The organism is Pseudomonas sp. (assembly GCF_050739655.1).
Taxonomy (GTDB): domain Bacteria; phylum Pseudomonadota; class Gammaproteobacteria; order Pseudomonadales; family Pseudomonadaceae; genus Aquipseudomonas.
This window is the reverse complement of record NZ_JBOIBY010000313.1, coordinates 1-17713: the sequence shown is the minus strand read 5'-3', so window position 1 is coordinate 17713 and position 17713 is coordinate 1. Positions and strand designations below refer to the sequence as shown.

The window sequence follows — 17713 nt, the reverse complement described above, 5'->3', positions numbered from 1 at the left end:
TCGCGTAGGAGCGAGGCTTGCCCGCGATGCTTTTAAAGCGCCAATGGCGCCCTTTCGCACAAGGTACTCAACGCCCGCGCCCAATGCGGATCATCGTTGAGACATGGCACCAGCACCAACTCCTCGCCCCCTGCCTCACGGAACTGCTCCAGCCCGCGATCACCAATTTCCTCCAGCGTCTCGATGCAATCGGCAACGAACGCCGGGCACATCACCAGGACTTTTTTCACACCTGACTTGGCCAACTCGTCCAAACGCGCCTCGGTGTAGGGTTCAATCCATTTGGCACGCCCCAGACGCGACTGGAAAGACACCGACCACTTGCCGTCCGGCAGCCCCATGCGCTTGGCAAACTCCGCCGCGGTACGCAGGCACTGCCCGCGATAACAGGTGGCGACCACTTCCGGTGGCGCACCGGCGCAACAATCACCACCCCCTTCGAAGCTGTGGCCGGGATTGAGCTTTTTCAAATGCCGCTCCGGCAGACCGTGGAAACTCAACAGCAGGTGATCGAAGTCCTGCTGCAGATGCGGTCGACTCGTAGCCACCAGCGCATCGAGGTATTCCGACTGGTCGTAAAACGGTTGGAGTATCGAGAGATGCAGGTCCAGGTGCTTGTCCCGTATGACGCGCTTGGCTTCTTCAATCACAGTGGTGGTGGTGCTGTCGGCGAACTGAGGGTAAAGCGGCGCGAGCGTGATCCTCTTTTGCCCTTGCTCCACCAGACGCATCAGCACCGACTCAATGGACGGTTCGCCGTAACGCATCGCCAGCTCCACCGGACCGTGGTGCCACTGGGACGCCATCGCCTGCTGCAAGCGACGGCTGAGCACAACCAGGGGCGAGCCTTCTTCCCACCAGATCGAGGCATAGGCATGGGCCGACTGCTCGGGACGCTTGAACAGGATCAGCGATACCAGCAAACGCCGCACCGGCCATGGCAGGTCGATCACGTAGGGGTCCATCAGAAACTGATTGAGGTAGCGGCGCACATCCGCCACTGAAGTAGAGGCCGGTGAGCCCAGATTGACCAGAAGCAACGCGTGATCGGTCATGCAACGTCCTATTTCAAAGGCGGCTGGACAGGTCGTCCAGAGCCGCACGCAAATCAGTGAACTGGAATGTGAATCCCGCTTCGAGCAAACGGGCTGGCGTGGCGCGCTGGCCACCCAGTAACAGCAACGACAATTCGCCCAGACCCACCTTCAACACAAAGGCCGGCATCGGCATGAACGAGGGGCGGTGCAACACCTCGCCCAGGGTTTTGGCAAATTCGCGATTGCGCACCGGTTTCGGTGCGCAGGCATTATATGGACCGCTGGCTTCATTGCGATGCAGAAGAAAATCAATCAGGGCGATTTGATCGTTGATATGAATCCACGGCATCCACTGCCGACCGTTGCCAATCGCCCCGCCCAAGCCGAGTTTGAATGGCAGCAGCAGGCGCGACAAAAAGCCGCCCTCGGCAGACAGCACTAACCCGGTGCGAACGAGGATCACGCGTATCCCCATGGCCTCCGCACGCTGTGCGGTTTCTTCCCAAGCGACACACAGTTGGCTGGCGAAATCATCGATAACCGGCGACGAGACCTCGGTCAGCTCACGCTCACCACCATCGCCATACCAACCGACTGCCGACCCCGAAATCAAGACGCCGGGTTTCTGCTCGCGGCTTTCGAGCCAAGTCAGCAAGGTTTCGGTCAGGGTAATACGACTGCTCCACAACAGGGTTTTGCGCTTGTGAGTCCAGGGGCGATCGGCAATGGGCGCACCGGCCAGATTGATAATTGCGTCGACCGGTTCCTGTCCGATGTCCTCCAGTCGGGCAATGCCTCGCACTTGGGCACCACAAATTTTGCCGACGTTTGAGGGCGTCCGACTCCAGACCGTCAGGCGATGTCCCTGACTTAACCAGAGCCGACAGAGCTGACGTCCTATCAAACCAGTACCGCCGGTCAGCAATATGTGCATGACTTCTTCCTCGCGTGGCGTTTTACCCTGATCACTAGTCTATTTTTATAAGCAAGGGATCTTTGATATCGGGCAGGCTCTGTGTTTAACAATAGGCCAAGCTGTCAGAACGAGAACGTAAAAAGTTATACCAAAAAACAATATTGTACAGGTTTCAACCCCGGCGTAGTCTGTACAGAAAGGTAAACGAGGCCCTTATGACTGTACCTATCGCAATCATCGGCACCGGCATTGCCGGACTCTCAGCCGCACAAGCCCTGACTGACCTGGGGTATGTCGTGCAACTTTTTGACAAAAGCCGCGGCAGTGGCGGACGTATGTCGAGCAAGCGCAGCGATGCAGGCGCGTTGGACATGGGCACGCAATACTTCACTGCCCGTGACCGCCGCTTTGTCACCGAAGTGCAACGCTGGCAAGCCAAAGGCTGGGTGGCCGAATGGACGCCGCAGCTTTACACCTACCATGGTGGCCAACTCAACCTGTCGCCGGATGAACAAACCCGCTGGGTCGGCACGCCACGCATGAGCGCCATTACCCGTGCCCTGCTCGGCGACCTCGAAGTGCATTTCGCCTGCAGGATCACCGAGGTCTATCGCGGCGAAGAACACTGGCACCTGCAGGATGCCGAAGGCTTCACCCACGGTCCGTTCAGTCACGTGGTGATCGCCACCCCGGCACCGCAAGCGACCGCATTGCTGGCTGCCGCGCCGAAGCTCGCCGGTGCCGCCGCCGGAGTGAAAATGGAGCCCACCTGGGCCGTCGCATTGGCGTTCGAAACGCCGCTGGAAACCCCAATGGAAGGTTGTTTCGTGCAGGACAGTCCGCTCGACTGGTTGGCCCGTAACCGCAGCAAACCCGGGCGCGACAACACGCTCGACACATGGGTTCTGCATGCCACCAGTGCCTGGAGCCGCCAACACATCGATCTGTCGAAAGAAGCGGTGATCGAACAACTGCATGGCGCCTTCGCCGAACTGCTGCACGACTCCATGCCCGCGCCAACCTTCAGCCTCGCCCATCGCTGGCTCTACGCCCGTCCTGCCAGCAATCATGAATGGGGGACGCTGGCCGATGCCGATCTGGGCCTGTATGCGTGTGGCGACTGGTGTTTGTCCGGACGCGTCGAAGGGGCTTGGCTCAGCGGCCAGGAAGCCGCTCGCCGCCTGCATGAGCATTTGCAGTAAGGCTGGGACGGCCTTGAAATGTAGGAGCAGCCTTCGGCGGCTCCTACAGAAACTTATACAAAAAGTTTGACTTGTACAGCTTCGAATCTATGATGAAGTTACGTTGTACAGATTACTTATTCTGTACAGGTTTTAGATTCGAGGTGCCCTCATGCCCCTTCCCCCTGCCAAACCGAAAATAGCCATCAGCGCCTGCCTGATGGGATTCGATGTGCGCTACAACGGCGGGCACAAGGCATCGCAGCTGTGCAGCCGCGTCCTCACCGATTACTTCGATTTCATTGCGGTCTGCCCGGAAGTCGCCATTGGCCTGGGCATTCCTCGCGAGCCCATCAGACTGGTGGGTAATCCCGTTCAACCCGAAGCCGTTGGTACGGTCGATCGGCAGATCAACGTGACTCGACCCTTGGCCGAATATGGGCGAAAAATGGCCGCGGAGTTAAGCGACATCTGCGGCTATATCTTCATGCAGAAGTCCCCTTCATGTGGGCTGGAACGGGTAAAGGTCTATCACGCCAACGGCGCTCCGGTTAAGGACGGCGGCCAAGGGATTTATGCCCAGGCCTTTTGCGCACTGCATCCAGACTTGCCGGTGGAAGAAGAAGGACGGCTCAATGACCCGGTGTTGCGGGAAAACTTCCTCACCCGCGTGTTCGCCTACAGCGCCTGGCAACAGTTACGGCTGGAGGGTTTGAGTCGTCGCGGTCTGACGGACTTTCACTCGCGCTACAAATACCTGCTGATGGCCCATAACCCGGTGCAGTACAAAACGCTGGGGAATCTGCTGGGCAACATGGGCCAGACCGATCCGAAAGAACTCGGCCCGCAATACTTCAGCGAATTGATGGCCGCCCTTAAAAAGTGTGCAACCCGACGCACCCATACCAACGTGCTGCAGCACCTCAGCGGTTATTTGAAGAAGACCATCAGCGCCGACGAAAAGCAGGAAGTGCAGCACGTGATCGGCCAATACCGTCACGGCATCGTACCGCTGGTGGTGCCGCTGACCTTGCTCAAGCATCACTTTCGCCAACACCCGGACCCGTACATCGCGCAACAGGTATACCTGCAACCGCATCCGGAAAATCTCAGCCTGCGAAACGCAATCTAATGAAAGACCTGTCCGACAGTAGCGCCAGCGAAGACCTGGGTGCCGACTTCCAGAAAGCCCTGGATGAAGGCTGGCTTCCGATCCGTGAAGTGGCCCGGCAAACAGGTGTCAACGCCGTGACCTTGCGTGCCTGGGAGCGGCGTTATGGCTTGATCGTGCCGCAACGCACGCCCAAGGGGCATCGATTATTCAGTGCCGAACACGTGCAGCGCATCCAGGCGATTCTCACCTGGCTCAACCGTGGCGTGGCCGTCAGCCAGGTCAAGCAACTGCTCGACACCCCGCAAGCCTTTAACCAACCGGTGGAAAACGATTGGCAGCGACTGCTCCACAGCTTGCTGCTCGCAGCCACCAGGCTGAACGAACGCACCTTGGACGACACCGTCAACCAGGCCATGGCGCTGTATCCGCCGCGAACCTTGTGTGAACAACTGCTGATGCCATTGCTGGCAGAACTGGAACAACGCTGGCAAGGCCAGTTCGGCGTGCAGATGGAGCGGGTGTTTTTTTACTCCTGGCTACGCAGCAAATTCGGTGCACGCATCTACCATAACAACCGTCAGCTACACACCGCGCCATTGCTGTTGATCAACCATTCGGATCTGCCACTGGAACCGCATTTGTGGCTCACGGCCTGGCTGGTCAGCAGCGCCGACTGCCCGGTGCAAGTGTTCGACTGGCCACTGCCTGCCGGTGAACTGGCGCTGGCGGTCGACTATCTACAACCACGTGGCGTACTGCTGTATTCCAGCAAAGCCATGAACCTTTCACAGCTGCAGAAACTTTTGAGCAATGTCAGTTGCCCAAAAATGATCGCCGGACCCACGGTGTGCATCCACCACGCCGAGTTGTCCGCAAGAACTCCAGACATTGCTGATTTGTACCTGGCCGAAGATCCGATAACGGCACACCAGGCACTCGTTCAGTGCGGGCTCATTTAATCGCTCTTCGTTAATGATTTTTACGGATATCAACATGCAATTGATCTGGCTGCGCAGCGATTTGCGCCTACATGACAACACTGCCCTCTCTGCCGCCGCCGCGGCTGGTCCGAGCGTGGCGGTGTACTTACTGAGCCCGGAACAATGGCAGGAACACGACGATGCGCCGTGCAAAGTGGACTTTTGGTTACGCAACCTCTTTGAGCTGAGCCAGGCACTGGGCCAACTGAACATTCCCCTGCTGATCCGCACGGCCTCGCGCTGGGATGACGCACCGAAGGTGTTGCTTGATCTTTGCCAGCAATTGAACATCGATGCCGTGCACGTCAACGAAGAATACGGCATTCATGAAACCGATCGAGACGCCGCAGTTGCCCAAGTACTGAGCGCTAAGGGGATCGAATTCCACAGCTACCTTGATCAATTGTTGTTCAAGCCTGGCAGTGTCCTGACCAAAACCGGCACTTACTTTCAAGTGTTCAGCCAGTTCCGCAAAGTTTGCTACGAACGCCTTCATCGCTCCCTGCCGCGCCTGATCAGTACACCCATGGTGCAGGCGTCGCTGGAAATTTCCAGCGATGAAATCCCGACCCGCATCGAGGGTTTCGAAGCTCCCACCGCGAGCCTTCGGGCACTGTGGCCTGCCGGCGAAACCGAAGCCCGGCGCCGGCTGGATACTTTCACCGATGTTCAGATCGACTACTACCAGAGCGAACGTGACTTCCCGGCGAAACCCGGCACCAGCCAGCTCTCGGCCTATCTCGCTGCAGGGGTGATTTCACCGCGTCAATGCCTGCACGCCGCACTGCAATGCAATCAGGGGGAATTCGAAAGCGGAAAGGTCGGCGCCGTCACCTGGATCAATGAACTGCTGTGGCGCGAGTTCTATAAACACATTCTGGTGGGCTACCCAAGGGTTTCCCGTCACCGTGCCTTCCGCCCGGAAACAGAAGCCCTGGCCTGGCGCCATGCCCCCGAAGAACTTGCGGCCTGGCAGCAGGCCCGCACCGGTCTGCCCATCATCGACGCCGCCATGCGCCAACTGCTGGAAACAGGCTGGATGCACAATCGCCTGCGCATGGTCGTGGCGATGTTCCTGACCAAGACCCTGTTGATCGACTGGCGTGAGGGCGAACGTTTTTTCATGCGGCACCTGATCGATGGCGACCTGGCTGCAAACAATGGCGGCTGGCAATGGAGCTCGTCGACCGGCACCGATTCCGCGCCTTACTTCCGGATATTCAACCCGCTGAGCCAGTCGGAAAAATTTGATGCCGAAGGCCTGTTCATCAAGCACTGGTTGCCGGAACTGTCCGGGCTGAACAAAAAAGAGGTGCACAACCCGGCGCATCTGGGTGGCTTGTTCGGTGTAGCGGACTATCCGGCTCCGATCGTCGACTTGAACACCTCCCGTGCACGCGCACTGGCAGCATTCAAGAGCCTGCCAGCGCGGCAACACGCCACAGGTTCGCATGAGTAACTTTTTGCAACAGTTTGTTCGGCAGCACTGGCACGATAAAGTTTACTGCCACGGGATTATTCCGATGCCGGGGCGCTACTCTAAGTACATCTACCCGTATTGGGCCAAGCGATTGCCTGGCTGAAAAGGAGAATGGGGTGATTCTTACGCCACCACGAAGATATTGGCTGACCGGCGCCAGCAACGGCGTTGGTGCAGCATTGGCCGAAGAAATTCTGAAAACCGGCGCCCATCTGGCCGCCAGCTCACGTTTACTAGCGCCGCTCAAAGCCCTTTCCCAACGTTATCCGGGGCAAGTGCTGGTGGTGGCAGGCGACCTGACCAACAGCCAGACCGTGCGTGAAATCGGTGAACAGATCGCTACGCAGTGGGGCTCTCTGGATACGGTGATTCTCAACGCCGGCACCTGTGAGTACGTGGAGGCCAGGCAGTTCGATACCTCGGTTGTTGAGCATGTAGTGCGCACCAACCTGCTCGCCAGCAGTTATTGCATCGAAGCCGCGATACCACTGCTGCGGGCCGGAATTGCGCCGCACATGGTGGGAATGGCCAGCTCCGTGACGTACCTGCCGCTACCGCGAGCAGAAGCCTATGGAGCTTCAAAGGCCGGAATGCGCCATCTGTTCGAATCCTTGCGCATCGATGTGGCCGAGCTTGGTATTGAAGTCACCATGGTCAGCCCCGGTTTCATCGACAATCCGCTGAAACCAAAAAACGACTTTCCCATGCCCCTGAACTGGGCGGCGGATAAAGCCGCACGGGACATCTTCGCCAAGATCAAGGATCGGCCGCTGGAGATTGCACTTCCAGGCATGTTCATGGCTGCACTGTGGCCAATGTCGAAGTTTCCCGGCCGGATGAAACTGGCAATCGGCAAACGTATGGTGCGTAGCAATCCGCCAATCATGGATCAGCCGTGAATGTTGCCAGCGCCCGCAATCAAGCGTCCGTCAGAGTGTTCACACAGCGGCGGGCGACTCCCTTACACTGCGCGCCATGAAAACCATCCCTCATACGCAAATCGACACACCGGCGGTGACCTGCTCGACCTGCGCCGCCTGCTGCTGCCAGCTCGAAGTCATGTTGATCACCGACACGGGTGTACCCGAGCGGTTTATCGATACCGATGACTGGGGTGGGGAAGTCATGCTGCGTCTGGACGACGGCTGGTGTGCGGCGCTGGATCGCAACACGATGATGTGCACCATCTACGAAAAACGCCCGCTGATCTGCCGGGAATTCGAGATGGGCTCAGCGGAATGCATTGAGGAGCGCCAGGGGATTTCGACGGTTTACCGCTGACCAGGCCCTGTAGGAGCTGCCGCAGGCTGCGATCTTTTGATTGTTAATGGGAAGATCAAAAGATCGCAGCCTTGTTTAACTCGACAGCTCCTACAGGCGTGTTACAGCGGCATCGTGTAGTGCAACGCGTAACTTTCTACGCCGTCGTTCGGGGAGGTGATCCCTGCATTGGAATAGTGGGTCGCGCGAACTCCAACTTCATGCCCGCCGGCAAAACGCAGGCCGACACCGAAACGGTCTTCGAACTGAAACGAACTGCCAAGGTTGTTGTTTTCGATTTCGGTGCTGGAGAACACCGCTACGCCAAACCCCAGCTCAACATAGGGTTTGATGTTCTGGCCGGCAAACTCGTAAACAAACACCGGCGAGAACGACAGGCTGTTGTTGCTGGAAGTCTTGTCACCCTCCCAATAGGTGTAAGCGCCGCTCCAGTAGCCGGTCAATCGGCCGACATCGCTCTGCCACCAACTTTTGTCCCAATCCCATTGCATGCCCAGGCGGTAGGTCATGGTCGAGTCGCCTGTCTCGCCGACCGAGAACTCCACGCCTGCCGCTTGTGCGGTAAAACTTTGCCCCATCAATGCGGCCGCAATCGCAGCCAAGCAGAACAGTCGCTTCATTAGAAACTTCCTTTTCCGAACGATACGTTTGGTTTTATTGTTGCTCGACACTCACGGCTATAGAAGTCGGCCTTTTATCAGAAGTTCACCCCAATTTTTCGAATGCTCGCGAGGAGTTGCCTACCCTTCAAAGCTTTGCACAACGCCTGAGTTATTCCACAGTATCGGCAAGATATTTCTGAAATGAACCGGATCGGCACTGGTCCAGAATTGCGCAGTACGCGCCGGCTCTTGCGCGAGCAGTTCGCGTTCGGCAAGCAAACGCTGAAGCTGGCGTGCAACCGCAGCACCGGTATCGATCAGGCTGATGTCATCGGGGATCATCTGCCGCAGCATCGGCTTGAGGAAGGGGTAATGGGTGCAGCCCAGAATAATGGTGTCAGCACCTGCGCCGAGCAGAGGCCGGACGTAATTCTCCAGCAACTGACGCAGTGTGGGACTGTGCAAATCGCCGTTCTCGATCAACTCCACCAGCCCGGGGCATGGCTGGGTGATCACCTGCACATCGGTGGCGAAGCGGTCGAGCAATGCGGCGAACTTGGCGCTCTGCAATGTGCCGGTGGTGGCCAGCACCCCGACTACACCACTGCGGGTCGCGGCGGCAGCCGGCTTGACCGCAGGCTCCATGCCGACGATGGGCCATTGGGGGTAATCGCGACGCAAGTCGGCGACACCGGCAACCGTTGCGGTATTGCAAGCCAGTACCAGGGCCTTGGCACCCTGGCGTTGAAAAAACTCAGCCATGACACTGCAACGCTGGCGGATAAATTCCGGGGTTTTCTCGCCATAGGGAATATTCCCGCAATCGGCGACGTACAAAAGAGACTCGTTGGGCAGTAAACGCTGGATCTCCGTCAGCACCGAAAGCCCACCGACGCCGGAGTCGAACACGCCTATTGGCGCTTCACGCATGCTTTGGCCCACAGACGCTGCAACCCGGATCACGCTTGACCCGCAACTCGCGAAAGCGCGAGCCCAGGGCATCGATCAACAACAGGCGACCCACCAGCGGCTCGCCGAAACCGGCCAATAGCTTGAGCGCTTCAAGCGCCTGCAAGCTGCCGACCAGTCCCACCAGCGGCCCGACAACCCCGGCTTCACTGCAGGTCAATTCGGCTTCGCTGCCGTGCCCGTATAAACAGTGATAGCACGGACTCTCCGGGCGACGTGGATCGAACACCGACAACTGCCCTTCCAAGCGAATGGCCGCGCCGCTGACCAGCGGTTTTCCCGACGCCACGCAAGCGGCGTTGACCGCTTCACGGGTGGAGAAATTGTCGGAGCAGTCGAGGACCAGATCCACCCCGGCGACGACAGCGGCCAAAGAGTCTTCATCCAGCGCCGTGCGGTGGGCGATCAGTTGAATCTGGGGATTGATGGCTGTCAGGCGTTTGATTGCCGAATCGACTTTGCTCATGCCGACGCTGTCAGTGTCGTGAATGATCTGGCGCTGCAGGTTGGTCAGATCAACCGTGTCGAAATCCGCCAGGTGCAATTCACCCACGCCGGCTGCCGCCAGATACAGCGCGACCGGCGCACCGAGCCCACCGAGACCGATAATCAGCACACGGCTTTCTTTCAATCGCAATTGACCGTCGATATCAATGTGCTGCAACAGAATCTGCCGACTGTAGCGCAGCAACTCCTGATCGTTCAGCATGGCAGACGCCCCAGACTGATGCGTTGATGACCGCCCAGATCGGTGCGGCTGTGGACTTCTTCAAAACCACGGGTCAGCAGTAAATCACGCACCGCACCGGCCTGATCGTAACCATGCTCGAGCATCAACCAGCCACCGGCCTCCAGATGATCCGGTGCCTGGGCGACGATCAAACGCAGATCATCGAGCCCGTCGACACCAGCGACCAATGCACTGGCCGGCTCGAAACGCACATCGCCTTCCACCAGGTGCGGATCGGTCGCCGCGATATAGGGTGGATTGCTGATGATCAGCTCAAAGCGCTGACCTTGCAGAGCACTGAACCAATGACTGCTCAGCACCGTGGCGTTGGCCAAGTGCAGACGCTGGCGATTGCGCTCGGCCAGGGCCACAGCTTCCAGAACGCGGTCCACGGCAGTGACTTTCCAGGCCGGCCGTTCGCTGGCCAGGGCCAGGGCAATCGCGCCGCTGCCAGTGCCAAGGTCGAGAACTTTGGCAGGTGTGGCCGGCAATAATTCCAGCGCGGCCTCGACCAGCAACTCGGTGTCCGGACGCGGGATCAGCGTGTGCGGCGCCACTTCCAGATCGAGTTTCCAGAAACCTTGCTGACCGAGAATGTAGGCCACCGGCTCACCGCCACGACGACGCTGCAAATAATCGGCAAAAGTCAGCGCGGCCTCGCTCGGCACGATGCGTTCCGGCCAGGTGTGCAAGAAGCTGCGAGACTTGCCCAACGCCGCCGCCAGCAACAATTCGGCATCCAGGCGCGCCGTGGGCGAGTCGGGCAAATCGGCGGCGCGCAGCAAACTGGCGATAATCGTCATTCTATCGCCGCCAGTTGATCGGCCTGGTATTCGGCCAGCAACGGTTCGATCACCGCATCGACGCCACCGGCGAGGATTTCGTCGAGCGAATACAACGTCAGGTTGACCCGGTGGTCGGTGACCCGGCCCTGGGCATAGTTATAGGTGCGGATACGTTCGGAGCGATCACCGGAACCCACCAGCAATTTACGCTCACTGGCGATCGCGTTGGCGGCGGCGCTGGTCTGCTGGTCGTTGAGCTTGGCCGACAACCAGGACATCGCCCGGGCACGGTTCTTGTGTTGGGATCGTTCTTCCTGGCATTCCACGACGATGCCCGACGGCAAGTGCGTAATACGAATCGCCGAGTCGGTCTTGTTCACGTGCTGACCGCCCGCACCGGATGAACGATAGGTATCGACCCGCAAATCCGCCGGGTTGATCTCGATCGCTTCCTGCTCGTCCGGCTCGGGCAACACCGCCACGGTGCAGGCCGACGTGTGGATGCGCCCCTGGGACTCGGTGGCCGGAACACGTTGCACGCGATGGGCGCCGGATTCGAACTTCAGCTTGCCGTAAACGTTTTCGCCTTCGACCCGCGCGATGACTTCTTTATAGCCGCCGTGTTCACCCTCGCTTTCCGAAAGGATTTCCACGCGCCAGCCACGACGCTCGGCGTAGCGCGAATACATGCGGAACAGGTCGCCGGAGAAAATCGCCGCCTCGTCACCGCCGGTACCGGCACGGATTTCAAGGAACACGTTGCGACCGTCGTTCGGGTCCTTGGGCAACAGCAAGCGTTGCAGGTTGGCTTCCAGTTCGACCAACTGTTCCTTGGCTTCGCGGACTTCTTCCACCGCCATCTCACGCAGGTCCGGGTCGCTGTCCTTGAGCAAAGCCTGGGCGCCTTCGAGGTCGTCCTGCACTTTGAGCAGCTGTTTATAGGCGACGACGATCGGCTCGACTTCCGCATACTCCTTGGAATAGGCGCGGAACTTGGTCTGATCGGAAATGACCTCGCCATCGCCAAGCAGGGCGGTCAGTTCCTCGAAACGGTCCTGGAGGATGTCCAGCTTATTGAGCAGTGACGCTTTCATTGCGGTTTCTTATCCGAAAAGCTTTCCGATGAGCCCTCACCGAGGGCAAAGAGTTCCTGAGCCATCGCCAGCGCATCGAGGCGACCTTCGGCAGAGAGCTTTTTCAACTGCACGCTGGGTGCGTGCAACAGTTTGTTGGTCAGGCCACGCGCCAGTTGCACCAGCACTTCTTCGGCGCTGCCACCGTTGGCCAGCAAGCGCTGAGCCTTTTGCAGTTCTTCGTCACGCAAGCGCTCGCTCTGTTGACGATAGGCCTTGAGCACGTCGACTGCAGCCAGTTCGCGCAAGCGGACCATGAAGTCTTCGGCGCCAATCGAGACCATCTCTTCGGCCGCCTGGGCTGCACCCTGACGACTCTTGAGGTTTTCGGCGACCACTTCGTGGAGATCGTCGACGCTATAGAGGTAAACGTCGTCCAGTTCGCCGACTTCCGGTTCAATATCCCGGGGAACGGCGATATCTACCATGAAGATCGGTTTGTGCTTGCGCAGTTTCAGGGCGCTTTCCACCGCGCCCTTACCCAAAATCGGCAACTGGCTGGCGGTGGAACTGATCACGATGTCACTGCGTACCAGCTCTGCCGGGATCTCCGACAGCAACACCGCATGGGCGCCAAACTGCTCGGCCAGAGTGCTTGCACGCTCCAGCGTGCGGTTGGCCACCACGATGCGCTTGACGCCCAGATCATGCAGATGGCGGGCGACCAGGGTGATGGTCTCGCCGGCGCCGATCAGCAGGGCCTGACTGCGTTGCAAGTCGCTGAAAATCTGTTTCGCCAGGCTGACCGCGGCAAACGCCACGGATACCGGGTTCTCGCCAATGGCGGTGTCGGTGCGCACTTGCTTGGCCGCGTTGAACGTGGCCTGGAACAGCCGCCCGAGCAACGGACCGACAGTGCCAGCTTCGCGGGCCACGGCGTAGGCTGATTTCATCTGGCCGAGAATCTGCGGTTCGCCCAACACCAGGGAGTCGAGCCCCGAAGCGACCCGCATCATGTGACGAACTGCCGCATCATCTTCGTGCACATAAGCGCTTTGGCGCAGTTCTTCGAGGCTCAATTGATGATATTCAGCCAACCAGCGCAACACGATGTCTGCCGACAGGTGATCCTGTTCTATATAGAGTTCACTGCGATTGCAGGTGGAGAGGATCGCAGCTTCGCGGCTGTCGGTGAGTCGGCAGAGCTGCTGCAAGGCCTCAACCAGCTGCTCAGGGGTAAAGGCCACGCGCTCGCGGACATCTACTGAAGCAGTCTTGTGGTTAATACCGAGTGCGAGGAAGGCCATTCAAAGTCGCTGATGGTGACGTGAAGCCGGCAATTGTCCTACGTCGACAGATCGAGAACAACTACTCGATATCTATCGCCACGGTAGGACATCGCGCGAATTGAGATCGCTTATCGTTTACGCGGCCAGAGGGGAAATTGCCGGGCCGGTTATGTTTGGCCCAAGGCTTGTGTCATGATGATCCGACCGCAGGTTAGTCGTCCTCTTCCTATATGAATAGATCTTCCGCGTTGCTCCTCGCTTTTGTCTTCCTCAGCGGCTGCCAGGCCTTGGCACCCGTGTCGACGGACGGTACGCCACCGGCTGAAGAAAGCACTCCGGCACCTGAAAAGCCCAAGGTTTACAGCTCGTTCAGCGAAGACACGGTCTTCAGCCTGCTGAGCGCAGAACTGGCGGGCCAGCGTAATCGCTTCGATATTGCCCTGGACAATTACGTGACCCAGGCGATCAATACCCAGGATCCGGGCATTTCCGAGCGGGCATTTCGCATCGCCGAGTACCTTGGCGCCGATCAGGCTGCCCTCGACACCGCGTTGATCTGGGCGAAAAACGCCCCGGACGACCTTGAGGCGCAACGAGCTGCGGCCGTACAACTGGCACGCGCCGGACGCTATGACGACTCCATGGTTTATATGGAGAAAGTGCTGCAAGGCAAGGGCGACACCCATTTCGACTTTCTTGCGCTGTCTGCGGCCGATACCGACCAGGACACACGCAATGGGCTGATGAAAAGTTTCGATCGCTTGTTGCAGCGCCACCCGAACAACGGCCAGCTGATTTTCGGCAAAGCCTTGCTGCTGCAACAGGACGGAGACTCCAAAGGCGCACTGACCCTGCTGGAAGACAATCCACCGGACGACGGCGAAATTGCCCCGATTCTGCTGCGCGCACGCCTGCTGCAAAGCCTCGACCGCGGCGATGAGGCACTGCCGCTGCTGAAAAAAAGCATCAAGAAGTATCCGGATGACAAACGCCTGCGCCTGACCTACGCGCGCATGCTGGTGGAACAGGACCGCATGGACGACGCAAAGGCCGAGTTCTCCAGCCTGGTTCAGCAATACCCGGATGACGACGACCTGCGATACTCACTGGCGCTGGTATGCCTGGAAGCCAAGGCCTGGGATGAGGCCAAAGGCTATCTGGAAGACCTGATCGCCCGGGATAGCCACGTCGATTCAGCTCACTTGAACCTCGGCCGCATCGCCGAAGAGCGTAATGACCCGCAAGGCGCGCTGGTCGAATACGGCCAGGTTGGCCCGGGCAACGACTACCTGCCGGCACAGTTGCGTCAGGCCGATATCCTTATGAGCAACGGCAAGACCACCGATGCCCAAAGTCGTCTGGCGGCGCAGCGCGACGAGCAACCGGACTACGCGATCCAGTTGTACCTGATCGAAGCCGAAACCCTGTCCGCCAATAATCAGGGTGACAAGGCCTGGAACGTCTTGCAAAAAGCGCTGCAGCAATACCCGGACGATTTGAATCTGCTCTACACCCGGGCCATGCAGGCGGAAAAACGCAATGACCTGGCGCAGATGGAAAAAGACCTGCGATTGATCATCAAGCGCGACCCGGACAATGCCATGGCATTGAACGCCCTTGGTTATACCCTGTCCGATCGCACGACACGCTATGCCGAAGCCAAGGCCTTGATCGAACAAGCGCACCAGATCAACCCGGAAGATCCGGCCGTTCTCGACAGTCTCGGCTGGGTGAATTTCCGCATGGGCAATCTCGATGAAGCCGAGCGCCTGCTGCGCAAGGCCCTGGATCGCTTCCCCGATCAGGAAGTCGCCGCGCATCTGGGTGAAGTCCTGTGGGCCAGCGGCAAGCAACACGAAGCCCGGCAAATCTGGAGCAAGTTCCTCAAGGAACAACCCGACAGCCCTGCCCTGCGCAGTACCATCAAGCGCCTGACCGGATCAGAGACCCTTTAAGATTATGTTTTTGCGCCACATCATCGTTTTCAGTTTCATCGCCCTGCTCGCTGGTTGCGCCGGGTTCGGTGCCCGCGAATCGGTCGAGGGCCACGGCAATCCTGCCCAGTGGCGCGAGCACAAACAGCAGCTTTCGAGCCTTGATGGCTGGCAGATCGACGGCAAGATCGGCATCCGCGCACCCAAAGACTCGGGCAGCGGCACGCTGTTCTGGTTGCAGCGCCAGGATTACTACGACATCCGCCTCTCCGGCCCGTTGGGTCGTGGCGCCGCGCGCCTGACCGGGCGTCCAGGCAAGGTATCTCTGGAAGTCGCCAACCAGGGACGCTACGAAGCCCCCTCTCCAGATGTATTGCTTGAAGAACAATTGGGCTGGAAGCTACCGGTTTCCAACCTGGCATGGTGGGTTCGCGGGCTTCCGGCCCCGGACAGCAAAAGCCGCCTGACCCTGGATGGCGAAAGCCGCCTGGCCAATCTCGAACAGGACGGCTGGCAGGTCGAGTACACCGCCTACACCGAACAAAACGGCTACTGGCTGCCCGAGCGGATCAAACTGCATGGCACCGACCTTGATGTCACGCTGGTGATCAAGGCCTGGCAACCACGCAAGCTGGGGCAATGACATGCCAGACAATCGCCTGACTTTGCCTTCGCCGGCCAAACTCAATTTGATGCTGCACATTCTTGGACGTCGCGAAGACGGCTACCACGAGTTGCAGACCATGTTTCAGTTCCTCGACTACGGCGATGAAATCACGTTCGCCGTTCGCGATGACGGCGTCATTCGCTTGCACACCGAGTTCGAAGGCGTCCCCCACGACAGCAACCTGATCGTCAAGGCCGCCAAAAAACTTCAGGAGCAATCCGCCTGTGAGCTTGGCATCGATATCTGGATCGACAAGGTTTTGCCCATGGGTGGTGGAATCGGTGGCGGCAGTTCGAACGCGGCAACAACCCTGCTTGGCCTGAATCATCTTTGGCAACTGGGCTGGGATGAAGACCGACTGGCCGCACTGGGCTTGACGCTGGGCGCCGATGTCCCGGTTTTCGTGCGCGGTCATGCGGCTTTCGCCGAGGGTGTCGGGGAGAAACTGACCCCTGTCGAACCGGAAGAACCGTGGTATCTGGTGCTCGTGCCGCAAGTCTCTGTTAGTACGGCAGAAATTTTTTCCGATCCGTTGTTGACACGTAACACGCCTCCCATTAAAGTGCGCCCCGTTCCCAAGGGAAACAGTCGAAATGACTGCTTACCGGTGGTAACAAGGCGTTATCCAGAGGTACGTAACGCTTTGAATTTGTTAGGTAAATTTACCGAAGCAAAACTCACCGGAACTGGAAGTTGTGTGTTTGGGGGCTTCCCAAGCAAAGCTGAAGCTGATAAAGTCTCGGCCCTTCTTACAGAGACCCTTACAGGGTTTGTAGCAAAAGGAAGCAACATTTCGATGTTGCATCGCAAGCTGCAAAGTCTGCTCTAAAGGAACCGATTACTGGGTAATCGTTGCAACAAATACAGGGGCGTCGCCAAGCGGTAAGGCAGCAGGTTTTGATCCTGCCATGCGTTGGTTCGAATCCAGCCGCCCCTGCCATTTTCCTATACTCATCCAGGTTACCCTCAGCCTTCAGGTACTGCGCGTGTCCAAGATGATGGTCTTTACGGGGAACGCTAACCCCGATCTGGCTCGGCGTGTCGTACGTCAGCTGCATATCCCTCTCGGTGACATCTCTGTCGGTAAATTCTCCGACGGCGAAATTACAGCCGAGATCAATGAAAACGTTCGCGGTAAAGACGTCTTCATTATTCAGCCGACTTGCGCTCCGACCAACGATAACCTGATGGAACTGGTAGTGATGGCTGATGCCTTCCGCCGCTCCTCGGCTACTCGTATCACTGCTGTTATTCCTTACTTTGGTTATGCCCGTCAGGATCGCCGTCCGCGTTCCGCACGTGTGGCTATCAGCGCGAAAGTCGTTGCTGACATGCTTACCGTAGTCGGCATCGACCGTGTTCTCACGGTTGATCTGCATGCTGACCAAATCCAGGGTTTCTTCGATATTCCGGTAGATAACATCTACGGCTCCCCGGTTCTGGTGGATGACATCGAAGATCAGCGCTTCGAAAACCTGATGATCGTGTCCCCGGACATTGGTGGCGTCGTGCGTGCACGTGCCGTTGCCAAATCCCTGGGCGTGGATCTCGGGATCATCGACAAACGCCGTGAGAAAGCCAATCACTCTGAAGTGATGCATATCATCGGTGATGTCGAAGGGCGTACCTGTATTCTGGTCGATGACATGGTCGATACCGCCGGCACCCTGTGCCA

18 protein-coding genes, 1 tRNA gene and 1 pseudogene are annotated in these 17713 nt (G+C 58.5%); 12 read left to right on the top strand and 8 right to left on the bottom strand.

The annotated features are described in order from the left end of the window. Nucleotides 1-32: 32 nt before the first annotated feature. Nucleotides 33-1055 (bottom strand): ferrochelatase, encoded by a 1023-nt coding sequence (hemH, locus tag ACRESJ_RS15235; RefSeq protein ID WP_431758636.1) that lies wholly within the window; start codon nt 1053-1055, stop codon nt 33-35. Nucleotides 1056-1068: 13 nt separating this feature from the next. After that, complete coding sequence (locus ACRESJ_RS15230; RefSeq protein WP_431758635.1) at nt 1069-1971, bottom strand: TIGR01777 family oxidoreductase; 903 nt, start codon at nt 1969-1971, stop codon at nt 1069-1071. Nucleotides 1972-2168: 197 nt separating this feature from the next. Here ACRESJ_RS15230 and ACRESJ_RS15225 point away from each other — a divergent pair, with 197 nt between their 5' ends. The 7 genes and pseudogenes from ACRESJ_RS15225 to ACRESJ_RS15195 all read left to right on the top strand — a co-directional run bounded on the left by ACRESJ_RS15225 (nt 2169) and on the right by ACRESJ_RS15195 (nt 7989). Then, the gene (locus ACRESJ_RS15225) at nt 2169-3155 is read left to right on the top strand and encodes an NAD(P)/FAD-dependent oxidoreductase (RefSeq protein WP_431758634.1); all 987 of its coding nucleotides are present in this window, start codon (nt 2169-2171) and stop codon (nt 3153-3155) included. A 151-nt stretch (nt 3156-3306) separates the two neighbouring features. After that, entirely contained in the window at nt 3307-4266 is a 960-nt protein-coding gene (locus tag ACRESJ_RS15220) for a YbgA family protein (protein WP_431758633.1), read from the top strand. Continuing rightward, a complete protein-coding gene (locus ACRESJ_RS15215; RefSeq protein WP_431758632.1) occupies nt 4266-5207 on the top strand; it encodes a MerR family transcriptional regulator in 942 nt (313 codons plus the stop codon). Before ACRESJ_RS15220 ends, ACRESJ_RS15215 begins: the two co-directional genes overlap by 1 nt. Nucleotides 5208-5241: 34 nt before the next feature. Then, nucleotides 5242-6687 carry a deoxyribodipyrimidine photo-lyase gene (phrB, locus tag ACRESJ_RS15210; RefSeq protein WP_431758631.1) on the top strand — a complete coding sequence of 482 codons (1446 nt, stop codon included), beginning with the start codon at nt 5242-5244 and terminating at the stop codon, nt 6685-6687. A gap of 28 nt (nt 6688-6715) precedes the next feature. Further along, nucleotides 6716-6828 (top strand): annotated as a pseudogene (locus ACRESJ_RS15205) (nuclear transport factor 2 family protein); the annotation flags it as partial. After that, nucleotides 6825-7607 carry an SDR family NAD(P)-dependent oxidoreductase gene (locus tag ACRESJ_RS15200; protein WP_431758630.1) on the top strand — a complete coding sequence of 261 codons (783 nt, stop codon included), beginning with the start codon at nt 6825-6827 and terminating at the stop codon, nt 7605-7607. The pseudogene ACRESJ_RS15205 and the gene ACRESJ_RS15200, both read left to right, overlap by 4 nt. Before the next feature lie 76 nt (nt 7608-7683). Beyond that, nucleotides 7684-7989: a YkgJ family cysteine cluster protein gene (locus ACRESJ_RS15195; protein ID WP_431758629.1), complete on the top strand. Its 306-nt coding sequence runs from the start codon at nt 7684-7686 to the stop codon at nt 7987-7989. Nucleotides 7990-8090: 101 nt separating this feature from the next. Here ACRESJ_RS15195 and ACRESJ_RS15190 read toward each other — a convergent pair whose 3' ends face one another. The 6 genes from ACRESJ_RS15190 to hemA all read right to left on the bottom strand — a co-directional run bounded on the left by ACRESJ_RS15190 (nt 8091) and on the right by hemA (nt 13455). Further along, nucleotides 8091-8609 carry an acyloxyacyl hydrolase gene (locus ACRESJ_RS15190; RefSeq protein WP_431758628.1) on the bottom strand — a complete coding sequence of 173 codons (519 nt, stop codon included), beginning with the start codon at nt 8607-8609 and terminating at the stop codon, nt 8091-8093. Nucleotides 8610-8729: 120 nt separating this feature from the next. Beyond that, nucleotides 8730-9521, bottom strand: a complete 792-nt coding sequence (gene murI, locus ACRESJ_RS15185; RefSeq protein WP_431758627.1) for a glutamate racemase — start codon at nt 9519-9521, stop codon at nt 8730-8732. After that, the gene (locus ACRESJ_RS15180; protein ID WP_431758626.1) at nt 9514-10269 is read right to left on the bottom strand and encodes a molybdopterin-synthase adenylyltransferase MoeB; all 756 of its coding nucleotides are present in this window, start codon (nt 10267-10269) and stop codon (nt 9514-9516) included. The genes murI and ACRESJ_RS15180 overlap by 8 nt, the downstream gene beginning before the upstream one ends. Continuing rightward, entirely contained in the window at nt 10263-11093 is an 831-nt protein-coding gene (gene prmC / locus ACRESJ_RS15175; RefSeq protein WP_431758625.1) for a peptide chain release factor N(5)-glutamine methyltransferase, read from the bottom strand. The genes ACRESJ_RS15180 and prmC overlap by 7 nt, the downstream gene beginning before the upstream one ends. Next, nucleotides 11090-12169, bottom strand: coding sequence for a peptide chain release factor 1 (gene prfA / locus ACRESJ_RS15170; RefSeq protein WP_431758624.1), 1080 nt, complete (start codon nt 12167-12169; stop codon nt 11090-11092). Before prfA ends, prmC begins: the two co-directional genes overlap by 4 nt. After that, nucleotides 12166-13455, bottom strand: coding sequence for a glutamyl-tRNA reductase (gene hemA / locus ACRESJ_RS15165; protein WP_431758623.1), 1290 nt, complete (start codon nt 13453-13455; stop codon nt 12166-12168). Before hemA ends, prfA begins: the two co-directional genes overlap by 4 nt. Nucleotides 13456-13667: 212 nt before the next feature. Here hemA and ACRESJ_RS15160 point away from each other — a divergent pair, with 212 nt between their 5' ends. From ACRESJ_RS15160 to ACRESJ_RS15140, 5 genes are all read left to right on the top strand, one after another. After that, nucleotides 13668-15392 (top strand): tetratricopeptide repeat protein, encoded by a 1725-nt coding sequence (locus ACRESJ_RS15160; RefSeq protein WP_431758622.1) that lies wholly within the window; start codon nt 13668-13670, stop codon nt 15390-15392. A 4-nt stretch (nt 15393-15396) separates the two neighbouring features. Then, on the top strand, nt 15397-16014 hold the full coding sequence (lolB, locus tag ACRESJ_RS15155) for a lipoprotein insertase outer membrane protein LolB (RefSeq protein ID WP_431758621.1): 618 nt from the start codon (nt 15397-15399) through the stop codon (nt 16012-16014). A gap of 1 nt (nt 16015) precedes the next feature. Further along, nucleotides 16016-16867 (top strand): 4-(cytidine 5'-diphospho)-2-C-methyl-D-erythritol kinase, encoded by an 852-nt coding sequence (gene ispE, locus ACRESJ_RS15150; protein ID WP_431758620.1) that lies wholly within the window; start codon nt 16016-16018, stop codon nt 16865-16867. A 36-nt stretch (nt 16868-16903) separates the two neighbouring features. Beyond that, nucleotides 16904-16978, top strand: a tRNA-Gln gene (locus ACRESJ_RS15145). A 46-nt stretch (nt 16979-17024) separates the two neighbouring features. Next, nucleotides 17025-17713 (top strand): ribose-phosphate pyrophosphokinase (locus ACRESJ_RS15140; RefSeq protein ID WP_431758619.1); only part of this gene is annotated, 689 nt, incomplete at its 3' end.